This is a genomic window from Pseudomonas sp. NPDC089534, from assembly GCF_044749305.1.
In the GTDB taxonomy this organism is placed as follows: Bacteria; Pseudomonadota; Gammaproteobacteria; order Pseudomonadales; family Pseudomonadaceae; genus Aquipseudomonas; species Aquipseudomonas ekonensis.
On record NZ_JBIVHR010000015.1, the window covers coordinates 39,108 to 54,068 of the forward strand.

Annotated in this window: 17 protein-coding genes; 7 read left to right on the forward strand and 10 right to left on the reverse strand. The window is 64.0% G+C overall.

Annotated features, from left to right (window positions below; all coding sequences use genetic code 11):
• Positions 1–59: 59 nt before the first annotated feature.
• Positions 60–578, forward strand: coding sequence for a DUF3617 domain-containing protein (locus tag ACIP0B_RS06740; protein WP_400830685.1), 519 nt, complete (start codon positions 60–62; stop codon positions 576–578).
• Positions 579–627: 49 nt separating this feature from the next.
• On the opposite strand, the gene ACIP0B_RS06745 is transcribed toward ACIP0B_RS06740, so the two are convergent.
• The 6 genes from ACIP0B_RS06745 to folE2 are packed head-to-tail and all read right to left on the reverse strand — an operon-like array spanning position 628 to position 5,839.
• Positions 628–1,965 carry a dihydroorotase gene (locus ACIP0B_RS06745; RefSeq protein ID WP_400830687.1) on the reverse strand — a complete coding sequence of 446 codons (1,338 nt, stop codon included), beginning with the start codon at positions 1,963–1,965 and terminating at the stop codon, positions 628–630.
• 3 nt (positions 1,966–1,968) lie between these two features.
• Positions 1,969–2,529, reverse strand: coding sequence for a DapH/DapD/GlmU-related protein (locus tag ACIP0B_RS06750; RefSeq protein ID WP_400830689.1), 561 nt, complete (start codon positions 2,527–2,529; stop codon positions 1,969–1,971).
• Positions 2,526–3,401: a metal ABC transporter substrate-binding protein gene (locus ACIP0B_RS06755; protein ID WP_400830690.1), complete on the reverse strand. Its 876-nt coding sequence runs from the start codon at positions 3,399–3,401 to the stop codon at positions 2,526–2,528. The genes ACIP0B_RS06750 and ACIP0B_RS06755 overlap by 4 nt, the downstream gene beginning before the upstream one ends.
• 10 nt (positions 3,402–3,411) lie before the next feature.
• Entirely contained in the window at positions 3,412–4,278 is an 867-nt protein-coding gene (locus ACIP0B_RS06760) for a metal ABC transporter permease (RefSeq protein WP_400830692.1), read from the reverse strand.
• Positions 4,278–4,946: a metal ABC transporter ATP-binding protein gene (locus ACIP0B_RS06765; RefSeq protein ID WP_400830693.1), complete on the reverse strand. Its 669-nt coding sequence runs from the start codon at positions 4,944–4,946 to the stop codon at positions 4,278–4,280. Before ACIP0B_RS06765 ends, ACIP0B_RS06760 begins: the two co-directional genes overlap by 1 nt.
• Positions 4,943–5,839 (reverse strand): GTP cyclohydrolase FolE2, encoded by an 897-nt coding sequence (gene folE2, locus ACIP0B_RS06770; protein WP_400830694.1) that lies wholly within the window; start codon positions 5,837–5,839, stop codon positions 4,943–4,945. The genes ACIP0B_RS06765 and folE2 overlap by 4 nt, the downstream gene beginning before the upstream one ends.
• Before the next feature lie 84 nt (positions 5,840–5,923).
• Here folE2 and ACIP0B_RS06775 point away from each other — a divergent pair, with 84 nt between their 5' ends.
• Positions 5,924–7,126 (forward strand): N-acetylmuramoyl-L-alanine amidase, encoded by a 1,203-nt coding sequence (locus ACIP0B_RS06775; RefSeq protein ID WP_400830696.1) that lies wholly within the window; start codon positions 5,924–5,926, stop codon positions 7,124–7,126.
• Here ACIP0B_RS06775 and ACIP0B_RS06780 read toward each other — a convergent pair.
• Positions 7,123–7,500 carry a glutamine synthetase gene (locus ACIP0B_RS06780; RefSeq protein ID WP_400830698.1) on the reverse strand — a complete coding sequence of 126 codons (378 nt, stop codon included), beginning with the start codon at positions 7,498–7,500 and terminating at the stop codon, positions 7,123–7,125. The two genes, ACIP0B_RS06775 and ACIP0B_RS06780, sit on opposite strands and share 4 nt — an antisense overlap.
• A gap of 181 nt (positions 7,501–7,681) precedes the next feature.
• Here ACIP0B_RS06780 and zigA point away from each other — a divergent pair, with 181 nt between their 5' ends.
• On the forward strand, positions 7,682–8,887 hold the full coding sequence (zigA, locus tag ACIP0B_RS06785) for a zinc metallochaperone GTPase ZigA (protein ID WP_400830699.1): 1,206 nt from the start codon (positions 7,682–7,684) through the stop codon (positions 8,885–8,887).
• The gene (locus tag ACIP0B_RS06790; protein WP_400830701.1) at positions 8,887–9,537 is read left to right on the forward strand and encodes a DUF1826 domain-containing protein; all 651 of its coding nucleotides are present in this window, start codon (positions 8,887–8,889) and stop codon (positions 9,535–9,537) included. The genes zigA and ACIP0B_RS06790 overlap by 1 nt, the downstream gene beginning before the upstream one ends.
• A gap of 4 nt (positions 9,538–9,541) precedes the next feature.
• On the opposite strand, the gene ACIP0B_RS06795 is transcribed toward ACIP0B_RS06790, so the two are convergent.
• Positions 9,542–9,898 carry an NADH:ubiquinone oxidoreductase gene (locus ACIP0B_RS06795; protein WP_400830702.1) on the reverse strand — a complete coding sequence of 119 codons (357 nt, stop codon included), beginning with the start codon at positions 9,896–9,898 and terminating at the stop codon, positions 9,542–9,544.
• Positions 9,899–9,923: 25 nt separating this feature from the next.
• Here ACIP0B_RS06795 and ACIP0B_RS06800 point away from each other — a divergent pair, with 25 nt between their 5' ends.
• Positions 9,924–10,895, forward strand: a complete 972-nt coding sequence (locus tag ACIP0B_RS06800) for a CobW family GTP-binding protein (RefSeq protein WP_400830703.1) — start codon at positions 9,924–9,926, stop codon at positions 10,893–10,895.
• 1 nt (position 10,896) lies between these two features.
• Here the strand turns inward: ACIP0B_RS06800 and ACIP0B_RS06805 are convergent, their stop codons facing one another.
• Positions 10,897–11,310, reverse strand: a complete 414-nt coding sequence (locus ACIP0B_RS06805) for a DUF3301 domain-containing protein (protein ID WP_400830705.1) — start codon at positions 11,308–11,310, stop codon at positions 10,897–10,899.
• A 117-nt stretch (positions 11,311–11,427) separates the two neighbouring features.
• Between ACIP0B_RS06805 and pdxY the strand changes: the two genes are divergently transcribed.
• Positions 11,428–12,300 (forward strand): pyridoxal kinase PdxY, encoded by an 873-nt coding sequence (gene pdxY, locus ACIP0B_RS06810; RefSeq protein WP_400830706.1) that lies wholly within the window; start codon positions 11,428–11,430, stop codon positions 12,298–12,300.
• A gap of 118 nt (positions 12,301–12,418) precedes the next feature.
• On the opposite strand, the gene ACIP0B_RS06815 is transcribed toward pdxY, so the two are convergent.
• Positions 12,419–12,901, reverse strand: coding sequence for an acyl-CoA thioesterase (locus tag ACIP0B_RS06815; protein ID WP_400830708.1), 483 nt, complete (start codon positions 12,899–12,901; stop codon positions 12,419–12,421).
• A gap of 282 nt (positions 12,902–13,183) precedes the next feature.
• On the opposite strand from ACIP0B_RS06815, the gene ACIP0B_RS06820 reads away from it, so the two are divergent.
• Entirely contained in the window at positions 13,184–14,947 is a 1,764-nt protein-coding gene (locus ACIP0B_RS06820) for a cation:proton antiporter (protein WP_400830709.1), read from the forward strand.
• Positions 14,948–14,961: the final 14 nt, after the last annotated feature.

The window sequence follows — 14,961 nt, forward strand, 5'->3', positions numbered from 1 at the left end:
AGCATGAACCGAAGCGACCGGCCGACGTCTAACGGCCACTACTGATCAGGAGTCTCGCAATGAACGTTCGTCTGCTGGGTTTGGCGCTGGGCCTGGGTTTGGCTTTGCCGGTGGTAGCTCATGCGCAAATGCTGCAGCCGGGTTTGTGGGAAATGACGTCGAGCAACGTCAAGGTCGATGACCAGGCCATGGACGTGCAATCGATCCTCGGCCAGATTCAAGGGCAAATCACGCCGCAGCAAAGGGCGGCGCTGGAGAAGCAGGGCATCAACATCGGCGGCAAGGGCATCCGCGCCTGCCTGACGCCGCAGCAAGTGGCGACCAACGACATTCCGCTGGCGGATCCGCAATCGGGCTGCAAGCAGCAGATCACCGAACGCAACGGCAACCAGTGGAAATTCCGCTTCAGTTGCCCGCGGGCCCAGGGCACCGGCGTGGCGACGTTCCTCAGCGACCGGGAGTTCACCACGGTCGCCAACGGCACCTTCAATGCCATCGGCATCAACCAGAAGGGCAGCCTGGAAACCCGCGCGGTGTGGCTGGGGCAGGACTGCGGCACCGTCAAGCCAAGGGCATAAAAGCTTCGCGGGCAAGCCGGGCCGGCTTGCCCGCGAACGCGTCACCGATTCAACGCATGAACCTCAGGGGCAATCCCTGACACCCTTCGTTCACCCGCTGGCCATCCCAGGCGACCTGTCCCGACACGACGGTCAGGCTCACCCGGTGCCTGAACCGCCAATCGGCGAAGGGCGTCCATCCGCACTGCGACAGCACCGGTTGGCGCGCCACGGCGACACCTTCCGGCTCCGGTCGAATCAACACCAGATCCGCCCAATATCCTTCACGCAAGTAACCCCGATCCGGGATGGCGAACAGATCCGCCACCCGATGGCTGGTCTTCGCCACCAGGGTCGTGATCGGCAGCACGCCGTCGGCGACCAGTTCCAGCAGCGCCGACAAGGCGTGCTGCACCAGCGGCAGTCCTGCCGGCGCCTGGCCATACGGCCGCTGCTTTTCAGCCCAGGTGTGCGGCGCGTGATCGCTGCCGATCACATCCAGGCGGTTACTCAGCAGGGCCTGGCGCAGGGCGTCGCGATCCGTCGGTGATTTGATCGCCGGGTTGCATTTGATCCGGTTGCCCAGGCGCGCATAGTCGCGGTCGTCGAACAGCAGATGGTGCAGGCAGACTTCGGCGGTGATGCGTTTTTGGGTCAGCGGCTTGTCTTCGAACAGTTCCAGCTCGCGGGCGGTGGTGAGGTGCAGGACATGCAGACGGGTGCCATAGCGTCTGGCCAGATCGACGGCGAGCGAAGAGGAGCGGTAGCAGGTCTCGGCATCACGGATCAGCGCATGGGCGTCGGGCGGCAGGTGCTCGCCGTAGCGTTCGCGCATCGATGCGGCGTTGGCTTCGATGCTGGGCGTGTGCTCGCAGTAGGCCAGCAGAATCGTCGGTACGTCGGCGAACAGACGTTCCAGGATCCGGGGATCGTCCACCAGCAGGTTGCCGGTGGAGGCGCCCATGAACACTTTGACCCCGGCCACTTCACATGGGTTGAGCGCGGCCACCGTGTCGAGGTTGCCGTGGCTGACGCCGAAGTGAAAGCCGTAGTTGGCCACCGAACCGATGGCGGCGCGGCGTTTCTTGTCGGCCAGCGCGTCGAGGGTGAGGGTGGCCGGCGAGGTGTTGGGCATGTCCATGAAACTGGTGATGCCGCCGGCGACCGCCGCCCGCGACTCTGAGTGGATGCTGCCCTTGGCCGGCGAGCCCGGTTCACGGAAATGCACCTGGTCGTCGATCATCCCCGGCAGCAGCCATTGGCCGTCGGCGTCGATTTCCTGTGTCGCGTTCTCGCCGAAGATGCTTGAGGCGATCTTGACGATGCGTCCGTGACTGACCAGCACGTCCGCCTCGAATTCCCGTCCTTCGTTCACCAGCCGCGCGTTGCGGATCAGCAGGCTGCCCATGGCTCAGAACTCGTTCTGCAGGGCTTTGTAGCCGCGCACCAGATCGACGTTGGTGCGCGCCACGTCCTCGGAAAACTCTGAAGCGCTGACGCTCACCGGCGGGAACTGCGAAAGGTCGGTGCCCGGCCCGATGCGGGTGGTGGAGGGGACGTAGAACGCATCGGGGAGGTCGCGTCCGTCGACCACCGAGTTGTGCCGCACCACGCAACCGTCGCCGACGGCGCAGTTGAACAGCACGCTGTTGAAGCCGATGAACACCCGGTCGCCGACCTTGCACGGGCCGTGGACGATGGAGCGGTGGGCGATGGAACTGTACTCGCCGATGGTCACCGCCGCGCCGGATTTGGAGTGGATCACCACGCCGTCCTGGATGTTCGAGTTGGCGCCGATGGTGATCGGCTCCATGGTGCCGGAGGCATCCACTTCGTCGGCGCGGATCACCGCGTAGGGGCCGACGAACACGTTTTCGCCGATCACCACCTTGCCGCAGATGATCGCGGTTTTGTCGACGTAGGCGGATTCGGCAATCAGCGGCAGGTCGCCGGAAGGGTTTTTGCGGATCATGGCTGGCCCAGGGCTTGGTAGAGGGTGTTTAGGTTGTATTCGAACAGACCGGCAAACGTGCTGGCCGGCCCGGTGGCGGCGAGGGCGTCGGAGTACAGGGTGCCGCCGATGCGGGCGCCGGTCTCTTCGGCGATCTGCTTGAGCAGGCGCGCGTCCTTGATGTTTTCCATGAACACCGCCTTGACCTTCGCCTGACGGATCTGGGTGATCAGCGCGGCGACTTCGGCGGCGGACGGCTCACGTTCGGTGGACAGGCCCTGCGGTGCCAGGAACTCGATGCCGTAGGCCTGGCCGAGGTAACCGAAGGCGTCATGGCTGGTGACGATCTTGCGGTTGCCCGGCGGCAGAGAACCGAGCTTGGCGCGGGCGTCGGCGAGCAGCGCGTGTATCTGTTTCAGGTAGGCCTGGCCGTTGCGCTCGTAGTCGGCCTTGTTGGCCGGGTCGGCGGCGGACAGCGCCTTGGTGATGTTGGCGATATACAGCTCGGTGTTCGCCAGGTTGTGCCAGGCGTGAGGGTCGGGGACGGTTTCGCCGTCCTCGTCCAGTGAACGGGGAATCACGCCGCGGCTGGCGGTGACCACGGTCGCCTTTGTGCCAGTGCTGGTCACCAGGCGATCCAGCCAGGGCTCGAACCCCAAGCCGTTCTTCACGATCAGCCGGGCCTTGAGCAGGGCCTTGGCGTCGTCCGGTGTGGGTTCGTAGGTATGGGCATCGGCATCCGGACCGACCATGTCGGTGATCTGGACATGCTCGCCGCCGACCTGGTGCACCATGTCCGCGAGAATGCTGAAGCTGGTGACCACCTGCATTTTTTCCGCCGCCGACAACGACATCGACAGCGTCAGGCTGAACAGCAGTAATAGAGCGCGCATCGGAAACACCTCATGGGGACGTGAGCAAAGGCGGGCGGCGCAACAGACCGTGAACCGGTCCGAACACCACGGACAGCAGGTAGCCGGCGCCCGCGATCAGGACGATGGCGGGGCCGCTGGGCAGCGAGCAGTGAAACGACAGCAGCAAGCCGAGCCAGACCGACAGGCAGCCGATCAGCGCAGTGGTGGCGATCAGGATCGGCAGGCGTCGGCTCCAGAAACGCGAGGCGGCAGCGGGCAGCATCATCAGTCCGACCACCATGAGCGCGCCGATGGCCTGGAAGCCAATCACCAGGTTCAGCACCACCAGGGTCAGAAACACGCCGTGGGCGATGGGGCCGAGCCGGCTGACGGTGCGCAGGAACAGTGGGTCGAGGGTGTCGAGCACCAAGGGTCTGTAGATCAGCGACATGGCCATCAGGCTCAGGGCTGAGACCCAGAGCATGCCGTTGAGCGTCGGCCCATCGACCGCGAGCGCCGAGCCGAACAGCAGGTGCAGCAGATCCAGACGCTTGCCGGCGATGCCCAGGATCAGCACGCCGGCCGCCAGAGACATGGGATAGATGGCCGCAAGGCTGGCGTCTTCGCGCAGGCCGGTGCGGCGGGTGATCCACGCGGCGAGTCCGGCCATGCCCAGGCCGGCGCCGAGTCCGCCAAGGGTGAGGGCGGGCAGGCTCAGGCCTGCGAACCAGAAGCCGAGCGCGGCGCCGGGGAGGATGCCATGGGCGACGGCGTCGCCGATCAGGCTCATGCGACGCAGGATCAGGAACGTGCCCAGCGGTGCGATGCTGCAGGCCAGCACCAGTCCGCCCAGCAATGCCCGGCGCATGAACATGAATTCGTGGAACGGCTGCCAGAGAGGGGCGAGGGCGAGCATCAGGCCACCTGGGAATGAGGTGTTGGCGGTATCAGTTCGGCGGTGCCGCCGTACAGGCAGCCGGTGCTCTTGATCAGCAGGGTTTGCGGAATGTGCTCACGCACGGCGGCAAGGTCGTGGCAGACCGCAACCACGGTTCTTCCTTGTGCGTGCCAGGTGTGGAGGTGTCGCCAAAGCAGAGCCTGGCCATGCTCATCGAGTGCGGCGTGAGGCTCGTCGAGCAACAGCAGGGGCGAATCGGCGAGGCTCAGTCGGGCGAGCAGGGCGCGTTGCAGCTCGCCGCCGGAGAGCGCCATCAAGGGACGCCTTTCCAGACCGCTCAGCTGCCAGTCTTCCAGCGCCGCCACGAGGCGTTGCGCACGCAATCGCGATGACAGTCGACGCCCCCAGAAACCCGCTGCCACCAACTCCTGCAGGCTGATCGGGAACTGTCGATCCAAGTGCTGCTGCTGGGGCAGGAAGGACAGCCCGCCTTGGCGTGGAACACTCAGGTCGACTCGTCCCGATAAAGGCTTTTGCAGCCCGGCGATGACTTTGAGCAGGCTGCTCTTGCCGCTGCCGTTCACCCCGATGACGGCTGTCAGGCTGCCGCTGTCCAACTGGAGGGTGAGGGATGGCGTCAGGGGTTGGCCCGGTGCACCCCACGTCAGGGATTGGCAGCGGATCATGGTGCCTCCCGACGCCAATGGCTTTCGGCAACTGCGTCGTGTGCGTGCAGGCTTTCGGCGTGGGTCACCCGCAAGTGGAACTCACGGAGATGCGGTGACCGGCGCAAGGCCAGGCTCAAGCGACGGGCAGCATCTTCGCAGAACATCAGGTTTTGTCCGTTGGCGAGGGCGAAGGCTTGTTCGTCCGCGCGCTTCACGGCGGTTTGCACCGCCGTGCCGAGGGCGGCTTCGGCCTGGTTGATGAGGTGCGTCAGCGGCAGATCGTCCACCTCATCATCCAGCGTCAGGTGCAGTTGCGCGGTGCTGCGTTGGCTGTGCGGTGTGGCGACGATGCCGTGGGTGGATCCAAGCCAGGTCAGAACGTCGGCATGTTGAAGGGGCTTGTTGGCGAAATCATCTACGAACTGTTGCTGAATCAATTGCCGTGCGAGTGCTGCTGAGCAAGGGCAGGTGGAGGAATACGGCACCTCGATTGTGAGTTCCACGTGGAACATTCTGTTTTTCAGGTGTGCGGCGAGGGTGACGGGATAGGTCTTCCAGCCGGCCAATGGGCTGACCAGTGCCGGTCGTTTGAGCAACAGATCGGTATGGAGGGTCAGGTAGGCGTTGTTCGACAACCCTGTGTGACTGTCGAGAAAGCTCTGAAGCACCTCCCGCAAAAGTGCGGGGCTCAGATTCTGCTGTTCCAGTCTTTCCAGTGCCAGATACAACCGGGACATATGAATCCCCCGAGTTGCGCCGTCGTCCAGGCTGACGCCTGCATCAGCCTTGCCACTGAGACGTTGGCCTTCAATGAAAACAGGCAAAGCGATACCGCGCATTCCTACCCACTCCAGCGGGAGGGCCTGGCGGGCGGCTTGCGCAGCGATGTCCGGAAGCGTCAGCGCATTCATGAGCAGATCCATCGTGTTGATTGAAATTGATGTTACATTATAACAATTCAAAGCACGATGCCTTTTTCATCAACAGGCTTTCCCATGCACAGACGTCACTTGCTCAACCTGATGCTGGCCAGCGCTGCCCTGGCCCTTCCTTTTGATGTCAGCTCCGCGCAAATCCTCAATGCGAGGCTTTGGCGATCCGATGACAAGCTCCGATTGGTGTTCGATCTCAGTGGTCCGGTGAGCTACAAAACCTTCTCCCTGAGCTCGCCGGATCGACTGATTCTCGACCTGAGCGGTGCGAGTGTGAGTGGTGATTTCAGTCAGTTGCCGCTAGGCAACACCGTCATCCGTTCGATCCGCTCCGGGCGCTATGGTCAGGGGGACACGCGGATCGTGCTCGACCTGACGGGGCCCGCACAGCTGAACACTTTCTTGCTGGCGCCCCAGGATGGCCAAGGTCATCGTCTGGTGCTGGATCTCGTGAGCGGCACGGTCGGCGCGCCGAAGGTTCCACGTGAAACACAGGCGCAAGCCTCCCGGGGACACCCCAAGCGCGACATCATTGTCGTGGTGGATCCAGGGCACGGCGGCAAGGATCCGGGCGCCGTAGGGGCCAAAGGAGAGCGGGAAAAGGATGTCGTGCTGTCCATTTCGCAGTTGCTCGCGCGGCGACTGAAGCGGGAGAAAGGGTTTGATGTGAGGCTCGTGCGCAACGATGACTTCTTCGTCCCCCTGCGCAAGCGGGTGGACATCGCCCGTCAGCACAAGGCCGACATGTTCATTTCAGTGCATGCCGATGCTGCGCCGCGCCTGACGGCCTCCGGCGCATCGGTGTACTGCCTGTCGGAAGGTGGTGCAACGTCGGCCACTGCGCGCTTCATGGCGCAACGGGAAAACGGGGCGGACCTGCTAGGCGCCACGAGCCTGCTCAACCTCAAGGACAAGGACCCGATGCTGGCCGGCGTGATCCTCGACATGTCGATGAACGCCACGATCGCCGCCAGCCTGCAGTTGGGCAGTACGGTGCTCGACAGCTTGGCCGGCATCACCACATTGCATCAGAAGCGCGTGGAACAGGCAGGGTTTGCGGTGCTGAAGTCGCCCGACGTGCCGTCGATTCTGGTGGAGACCGGGTTCATCTCCAACGCTCGCGACAGCCAACGGCTGGTGACCGCACGCCACCAACAGGCGATCGCGGACGGTTTGTTCAATGGATTGCAGCGCTACTTCCAGAAGAATCCGCCCATCGACAGCTACATCGCCTGGCAACAAGCACAGGAAAAGCCGCTGGTTTAGCAGCCGGCGATGCGGTTGCAAGTGAATTTCGCACTGCTGCCGCCCGAGCTGGAGAAGCGGTTGATCGTCGTCCAGCCCACCCGACGGTTGTAGCCAACCCAGGTTTCACCGTCGGTTGCGATGCCCGTGAAAAAGGTCAGTTGGCCGTAGCGGCTGTTGGTTTGGGCCCAATAGCGTTGGCCGGCCTTGTCGAATCCACGCAGGTAGATCGTGCTGCCTGCGGTGTTGACGCTATAGGCGTTGCCTTCGGCGTCGACACAGGCCAGGAGATTGGCGCTGCGTGTGCACGTGGCCAAGCCGGGCAATTGCCCCCAGGCCGTTGAAGTGGCCAGCAAACCAAGCCCAAGGAGCGTGTGTTTAAGCGCTTGTCTCATGGCAATTCTCGACAGGTGACGATGTAGCAGCTTCCAGCGCTTTGGCGCTCGGGGCAAGAGAAGAGTGGTCAATTCATATTGTTATACTATAACATTTGTTTGAGTTGCTGATGATGACCTCGCTTTTCCAATGCCAAGAGCGCCAGAGCGCTGAAATCGAATGCCTGATGAGGATTACCCCATGTTATACACATTGCCCGTGACCGTTTTGTCAGGCTTTCTTGGCGCCGGAAAAAGTACACTTTTGAATTACGTACTACGTAACCGAGGTGGGCTCCGCGTTGCGGTCATCGTCAACGATATGAGTGAGATCAACATCGATGGCAGCGAAGTCCAGCGCGATGTCAGCCTGAACCGCTCTGAAGAGAAACTCGTGGAGATGAGCAACGGCTGTATCTGCTGTACGTTGCGCGAAGACTTGCTGGAAGAAGTCAGCCAATTGGCCCGTGACGGCCGTTTCGATTACCTGCTGATCGAGTCCACAGGCATCTCCGAACCCTTGCCGGTCGCCGAGACCTTCACCTTCCGCGACGAGCAGGGCCAAAGCCTGTCCGACATCGCGCGCCTCGACACCATGGTCACTGTAGTCGACGGCCTGAACTTCATGCCCGACTACCAGGCCGCCGAGAGCCTCGCTTCACGGGGCGAAATCCTGGGCGAAGAAGACGAGCGCTCGATCACCGACCTGTTGATCGAACAGATCGAGTTCGCCGACGTGCTGCTGATCAGCAAGATCGACCTGATCGGCAGCCGCGAGCGGGAGGAACTGATCGCGATCCTCAAGCGGCTGAACCCTCAGGCCGAGATCATTCCGATGGTGATGGGCGAGGTGCCGCTGGAAAAGATCCTCGACACCGGCCGTTTCGACTTCGAGAAGGCCGCCCAGGCCCCCGGCTGGCTGCAGGAGCTGCGCGGCGAACACGTTCCGGAAACGCAAGAGTACGGCATCGCCTCCACAGCCTACCGGGCCCGGCGGCCGTTTCACCCGCAACGTTTTTTCGACTTCCTCAACCGGCCCTGGCTGAACGGCAAACTGTTGCGCTCCAAGGGGTTCTTCTGGCTGGCCAGCAAACCCGCCGACGCCGGCAGTTGGTCGCAGGCCGGCGGCCTGATGCGCCACGGGTTCGCCGGGCGCTGGTGGCGGTTCGTACCGAAGGAGCAATGGCCGCAGGATCAGGCAAGCGCCGCCGCGATCATGGAAAACTGGACGGCCAGCGTGGGGGATTGCCGCCAGGAACTGGTGTTCATCGGTCAGGACATCGATTTCGCGCAGCTCACGGCGGATCTCGATGACTGCCTGCTGAGCGATGCGGAAATGGCTATCGGTGTCGAAGGCTGGAGGCAACTGCCGGATCCGTTCGGCCCCTGGCACGAAGAGGCCGCCTGATGCTTGCCTTGAGCCCGCCGTATCGCGCCGCCCGCGCGCAGCATCAAGGGCCGACCCCGCAGGATCTGGCGCGGATCCTTGAGGACGACATCAACCTCGCCGTCTGGCAACGGAGTCTGCCGCTGCACATCGCGGATTTCGCGGATCTGCTCCTGTCGCTCAATGTGCCGTTCGCGCAGGCGCTGTGCCTGGAGCTGCCCGACGAGGATGCCGAGCCGGATCTGTCCGGCCTGGCCGGCGGGTTCCGCGACCTGGCCGGCCACGAGGCCTTCGTCGCCGACCTGAAATGGCTGGTCGGCGCGTTCGCTTGCCTGCTGGGGGCCCGGCGCATCGGCCTGCGCCTGCGGGTGCTGGACAAGGCCATGTGCCCGCGGTTTCACGTGGATCACGTGCCGGTGCGGCTGATCACCACGTATGCCGGCATCGGCAGCGAATGGCTCGGCGAAGGATCGATGGATCGCCGCCTGTTGGGGCAATCCGGGGCCGAACCCGCAGAGCCGTCGCGCATCCGGCGGCTGAACGCCGGCGACGTGGCCCTGCTCAAGGGCGAGAAGTGGCACGGCAACGAAGGGTTCGGCCTGATCCACCGTTCGCCTCACCCGGCACCGGGGGAGCGTCGGCTGATGCTGACCCTCGACTGGCTCGGTTGACGGGTCAAGGCTTGAGCCACCGGCCTTGGCTCTGGCCTTCGCAGTACGGCTGCAGATACGCCGCGTCGGTGGCCACGCCGTAATAGTGGATATCCTGGCGATAGGGCATATTGGCGACTTGCGCGTTGCTGCAGACGCCGAAGGCGCCCGCAGGGCACTGGTCGACATATTCGACTTCGACCTTCTGTCCGGCCAGCGTTGGCCGGCAGAAACCGTCGGCGAACAGCTTCTGCGGGATGCTGCGGTTCTGCTGGCAGACCTTCACGTCCAGCCGTTCCGCTTGGCTGTGCACTACGCAAGCCTGGGCCAGCGCTTCGCCCGACACCAGCGCCAGCAGCAACGACCATCCCATCCACCGCATCTTCGACCTCCAGAACACGCTCACCATGTTGCAGAACATTCCGACCCACGTCATCGCCGGGCCGCTGGGCGCAGGCAAGACCAGCCTGATCCGTCAGCTCATGGCCCAGCGCCCGGCGCACGAGCGCTGGGCGGTGCTGATCAACGAGTTCGGCCGGATCGGCCTCGACGCCGCGCTGCTGACCCGCGACGCCGATGGTATCGCACTGGGCGAAGTGGCCGGCGGTTGTTTGTGTTGCGTCAACGGTGCGCCGTTCCAGATCGGCCTGGGGCGTCTTTTGCGCAAGGCCAGGCCGGACCGGCTGTTCATCGAGCCGTCCGGGCTGGGGCATCCGGCGCAGTTGCTCAAGCAGTTGGGCGAGGCGCCCTGGCAGGGCGTTCTGGCCGTGCAGCCCTGCGTGCTGGTGCTGGATGCCCAGGCGCTGGCGCAGGGCAACGCGCTGCCGGACACGCAGCAGCAGGCCCTGGCCAGCGCCGGCCTGCTGTTGCTGAACAAGTCGGAAAACCTCGCAGAGCCGACGCGGCAAGCGATCGCCGCGCGATTGCCGGCGCTCAGGATGATCTGGACGGAGCAGGCCCGGATGCCGCTGAGCGAGCTGCCGGGCCTGGCGGCGCAGGCGGTGGCGGGTGCGCAGCCGTTGAGTGTGCCGAAGGCATTGGCGCAGATGCCGGCGGTCTGGAGCGATCCGGCGCAGCCGATTTGCCTGAGTCAGGCGCAGGGCGACGGCTGGAGCATCGGGTGGCGCTGGCACCCCGGCCAGGTGTTCGATGGCGCAGGCGTCGGGCAATGGCTGGAAAGCCTGGATTGGCGCCGGGCGAAACTGGTGATCCACCGGGCGGACGGTTGGCGTTCGATGAACGCCCTGGACGGCGTGCTGGCCCATTGGCAGATCAGTGAGTGGCGCAAGGACTCGCGGATCGAGCTGATCTTCGCCGAACCGCAGGATGCCGCCGGGTTGCAGGCGGGGCTGGAGCGTTGCCGGATCAAGGCCGGCTAGCTTACGGCTTCCACTTGGTGTGTTCCTGCCGCCACTGGCTCAATTCGATCACCTCGGCCCTGGGCTTGGCGACGTCCGCCACCGGCGGCGTATCGTCGAACGGCGCCGGGTAGGGCGCCAGTTCGATCTGTGCGCTATGCGCGCCGAACTGGGTGACGGTGCCGTTGTGGCGGGTCTCGCCGGTCACGGTGAACTCGAAGCCGTAGACCCTGGCCAGCCGCCGGCGGCCGCTGGCGTCCTTGATGAGTCCGATCTTCTTCAGTGCGACATTGCCGTCGAGCAGTTCGACGCCGACGTTCGCGCAATGCTGCTTGACCCGTTCCAGCGCGCGCTCCCGCAAGCCGTGGTTGTGCCAGAGCCACGCGCCTGCGGCGGCGAACAGCATCAGCACGAATATGTTTTCCAGGGTGAGCATCGACAGGGAACTCCAAAAGAGGACTTCAGCTTAACTGCGTCGCCGGCCTGTCGTACAGGCTGCGTTTCGTCGCATACTGCGCGGCTTGAATTTCAATCGTTTTACGGAAAATCCCGAATGAAACGTATGCCTCATCTGCTCGCCATCCAGTCCCATGTGGTGTTCGGCCACGCCGGCAACAGCGCTGCGGTTTTTCCGATGCAGCGGGTCGGGGTGAATGTCTGGCCGCTCAACACCGTGCAGTTCTCCAATCACACGCAGTACGGCCAATGGGCCGGCGAGGTGCTGTCGCCGCAGCGGATTCCGGAGCTGGTCGAAGGCATCGCCGCCATCGGCGAGCTGGGCAACTGCGATGCGGTGCTGTCCGGATACCTCGGCAGCGCTGCCCAGGGCCGGGCGATTCTTGAAGGGGTGGCGCGGATCAAGTCGGTCAATCCGAAGGTTCTGTACCTGTGCGACCCGGTGATGGGCCATCCGGAGAAGGGCTGCAGCGTTCCGGCGGAGGTCAGTGACTTTCTGCTGGAAGAGGCGGCGGCGGTGGCCGACATCATGTGCCCGAACCAGTTGGAGCTGGACAGCTTCTCCGGCCGCAAGCCGCAGTCGCTGTTCGATTGCCTGGCCATGGCCCGCGCGTTGCTTGCCCGCGGCCCCAAAGCGGTGCTGGTCAAGCACCTGGACTATCCGGGCAAGCCGGCCGAAGGGTTTGAGATGCTGCTGGTGACGGCCGAGGGCAGTTGGCACCTGCGCCGTCCGCTGCTGGCGTTTCCGCGGCAGCCGGTGGGCGTGGGCGACCTGACGTCCGGTCTGTTCCTGGCGCGGGTGCTGCTGGGCGACAGCCTGCTGGCGGCGTTCGAGTTCACGGCGTCAGCGGTGCATGAAGTGCTGCTGGAGACCCAGGCCTGCGCCAGCTATGAACTGCAGCTGGTGCGGGCCCAGGACCGGATCGCCCATCCGCGGGTGAAGTTCGAGGCGACCGCGATCAGCCTTTGACCCACGCAAACTGTGGAAGCCAGCCTGCTGGTGATGGCGTCAGCAGGGGCACCGCCTGACAGCGGCGGTGCGACGTGCCCGCGAAGGCTGTCGATGAAACGGCGCCAAGCCGCAGGGCTCAAGCGTCGCCCTTGATTTCCTGATAGCGCTTCTCCAGCTCCTGGCGAATCTGCCGGCGCTGCTGGGCCTGCATGAAGCGGCGCTTCTCCTCGCTGTTCTGCGGCTGCAGCGGCGGCACCGGCGCGGGTTTGCGCAGGTCATCCACCGCGACCATGGTGAAGAAGCAGCTGTTGGTGTGGCGCACCGAGCGTTCGCGGATGTTCTCGGTCACGACTTTGATGCCGACCTCCATCGAGGTGTTGCCGGTGTAGTTGACCGACGCCAGGAAGGTCACCAGTTCGCCGACGTGGATCGGCTCGCGGAAAATCACCTGATCCACCGACAAGGTCACCACGTACCGGCCGGCATAGCGGCTGGCGCAGGCGTAGGCCACTTCGTCGAGGTATTTGAGCAGGGTGCCGCCATGGACATTGCCAGAGAAGTTGGCCATGTCGGGTGTCATCAGTACCGTCATCGACAGCTGGGCGTTTCCGGGTTCCATAACGTTCTCACGGGTCAAGGCAGGATTGCGGGAGGACGCGCCTCTGCGGGCGCCTGGTCGTTTTTCAGACCACCGTTATCGGGACGCCGGGCGACTGGCCGTCGTCACGCCGGATCGATCTGTTTCCATATATTGCACCGCCTTTCAGCCGGAAGTCGCGGTGTTACCCTGCCAAAGCCACTTCCCAAGGGCGATTCCCACACCCAAAGCGGATTTTCATTCAGCTTGCCCAGCCTGTTTGCCAGGCCATTGGCGAGCCTTGCCATTCAAGGAGCCCACGCCATGCATGCCATCAGTTTCATTCAGGACCTGGCAGTGATCATGTTGGTCGCGGGCGTGGTGACCGTGCTGTTTCACCGTTTCAAGCAGCCGGTCGTGCTCGGCTACATCGTCGCCGGGTTCATCATCGGCCCGCACACGCCGCCGTTCGGCCTGATCCACGACGAAGACACCATCAAGACCCTCGCCGAGCTGGGGGTGATCTTCCTGATGTTCTGCCTGGGCCTGGAGTTCAGCCTGCGCAAGCTGTTCAAGGTCGGTGCCACGGCGTTCATCGCAGCCTTTCTCGAAATCGTGCTGATGATCTGGATCGGCTACGAGATCGGCCGCTGGTTCGACTGGAACACCATGGATTCGCTGTTCCTCGGTGCGATCCTGGCCATTTCCTCGACCACCATCATCGTCAAGGCGCTCAACGACCTGAAGATGAAGAACGAACGCTTCGCCCAGCTTATCTTCGGTGTGCTGATCGTCGAGGACATCCTGGGCATCGGCATCATCGCCTTGCTGTCGAGCATCGCCGTCAGCGGCACGGTGAGTTCCGGCGAAGTGTTCTCCACGGTCGGCAAGCTGTCGCTGTTCATGATTGTCGCGCTGGTCATCGGCATCCTGCTGGTGCCGCGGCTGCTGGCCTACGTGGCGAAATTCGAAAGCAACGAGATGCTGCTGATCACCGTGCTGGGCCTGTGCTTCGGCTTCTGCCTGCTGGTGGTCAAGCTGGAATACAGCATGGTGCTGGGCGCGTTCCTGATCGGCGCGATCATGGCCGAGTCGCGGCAGCTGCTGAAGATCGAGCGTCTGATCGAGCCGGTCCGCGACCTGTTCAGCGCCATCTTCTTTGTCGCCATCGGCCTGATGCTCGACCCGATGATCCTGCTGGAGTACGCCTGGCCGATCGCGGTCATCACCGTGGCCGTGGTGCTCGGCAAGATGCTGTCCTGCGGGCTCGGCGCCTTCATCGCCGGCAACGACGGGCGCACCTCCCTGCGGGTCGGGATGGGGCTTTCGCAGATCGGCGAATTTTCCTTCATCATCGCGGCGCTGGGCATGACGCTGCAGGTCACCAGCCACTTCCTCTATCCGGTGGCCGTGGCGGTTTCGGTCATCACCACGTTGCTGACGCCGTACCTGATCCGCGCCGCCGATCCGCTGTCGATCAAGCTGTCCGCCGCGATGCCGCAGCGCCTGGGACGGGTGTTCGGTCTGTACGGAGAATGGCTGCGCAGCATCCAGCCCCGTGGCGAGGGTGCCTTGCTGGCGTCGATGATCCGGCGGATTCTGCTGCAGGTCGGGGTCAATCTGGCGCTGGTGATCGCGATTTTCCTGGCCGGCGCATTCTTCGCCGGGCGCCTTTCGGCCTGGCTGCAGGACTGGATCGCCGATCCCGGCTGGCAGAAGGCGTTGATCTGGGGGGCCGCGCTGCTGGTGTCGTTGCCGTTCCTGATCGCCGCCTACCGCAAGCTCAAGGCGCTGTCGATGCTGCTGGCGGAAATGGGTGTGAAGCCGGAAATGGCCGGGCGCCATACGCAGCGCGTGCGACGGGTGATCGCCGAGGTGATCCCGCTTCTCTCGCTGCTGGTGATTTTCCTGCTGCTGGCAGCCTTGTCGGCCAGTATCTTGCCGACCAACAAGTTGCTGGTGCTGGTCGCCGTGGTCGCGGCCGCCGTGGCGGCGTTGCTGTGGCGCTGGTTCATCCGGGTGCACACGCGGATGCAGGTGGCCTTGCTGGAAACCCTCGACAATCACAAGGAGCCGTCGGGGCACTGACGGCCGGCCGGGGC

What these genes read in the sequence shown, in the direction of transcription:
- ACIP0B_RS06805 (WP_400830705.1), bottom strand. Translation starts at nt 11,310, where the DNA reads ATGCTCACCCTGGAAAACATATTCGTGCTGATGCTGTTCGCCGCCGCA.
- ACIP0B_RS06740 (WP_400830685.1), top strand. Translation starts at nt 60, where the DNA reads ATGAACGTTCGTCTGCTGGGTTTGGCGCTGGGCCTGGGTTTGGCTTTG.
- zigA (WP_400830699.1), top strand. Translation starts at nt 7,682, where the DNA reads ATGTTATACACATTGCCCGTGACCGTTTTGTCAGGCTTTCTTGGCGCC.
- ACIP0B_RS06750 (WP_400830689.1), bottom strand. Translation starts at nt 2,529, where the DNA reads ATGATCCGCAAAAACCCTTCCGGCGACCTGCCGCTGATTGCCGAATCC.
- ACIP0B_RS06745 (WP_400830687.1), bottom strand. Translation starts at nt 1,965, where the DNA reads ATGGGCAGCCTGCTGATCCGCAACGCGCGGCTGGTGAACGAAGGACGG.
- ACIP0B_RS06755 (WP_400830690.1), bottom strand. Translation starts at nt 3,401, where the DNA reads ATGCGCGCTCTATTACTGCTGTTCAGCCTGACGCTGTCGATGTCGTTG.
- ACIP0B_RS06775 (WP_400830696.1), top strand. Translation starts at nt 5,924, where the DNA reads ATGCACAGACGTCACTTGCTCAACCTGATGCTGGCCAGCGCTGCCCTG.
- ACIP0B_RS06790 (WP_400830701.1), top strand. Translation starts at nt 8,887, where the DNA reads ATGCTTGCCTTGAGCCCGCCGTATCGCGCCGCCCGCGCGCAGCATCAA.
- ACIP0B_RS06765 (WP_400830693.1), bottom strand. Translation starts at nt 4,946, where the DNA reads ATGATCCGCTGCCAATCCCTGACGTGGGGTGCACCGGGCCAACCCCTG.
- folE2 (WP_400830694.1), bottom strand. Translation starts at nt 5,839, where the DNA reads ATGAATGCGCTGACGCTTCCGGACATCGCTGCGCAAGCCGCCCGCCAG.
- ACIP0B_RS06815 (WP_400830708.1), bottom strand. Translation starts at nt 12,901, where the DNA reads ATGGAACCCGGAAACGCCCAGCTGTCGATGACGGTACTGATGACACCC.
- ACIP0B_RS06780 (WP_400830698.1), bottom strand. Translation starts at nt 7,500, where the DNA reads ATGAGACAAGCGCTTAAACACACGCTCCTTGGGCTTGGTTTGCTGGCC.
- ACIP0B_RS06820 (WP_400830709.1), top strand. Translation starts at nt 13,184, where the DNA reads ATGCATGCCATCAGTTTCATTCAGGACCTGGCAGTGATCATGTTGGTC.
- ACIP0B_RS06760 (WP_400830692.1), bottom strand. Translation starts at nt 4,278, where the DNA reads ATGCTCGCCCTCGCCCCTCTCTGGCAGCCGTTCCACGAATTCATGTTC.
- ACIP0B_RS06795 (WP_400830702.1), bottom strand. Translation starts at nt 9,898, where the DNA reads ATGCGGTGGATGGGATGGTCGTTGCTGCTGGCGCTGGTGTCGGGCGAA.
- ACIP0B_RS06800 (WP_400830703.1), top strand. Translation starts at nt 9,924, where the DNA reads ATGTTGCAGAACATTCCGACCCACGTCATCGCCGGGCCGCTGGGCGCA.
- pdxY (WP_400830706.1), top strand. Translation starts at nt 11,428, where the DNA reads ATGAAACGTATGCCTCATCTGCTCGCCATCCAGTCCCATGTGGTGTTC.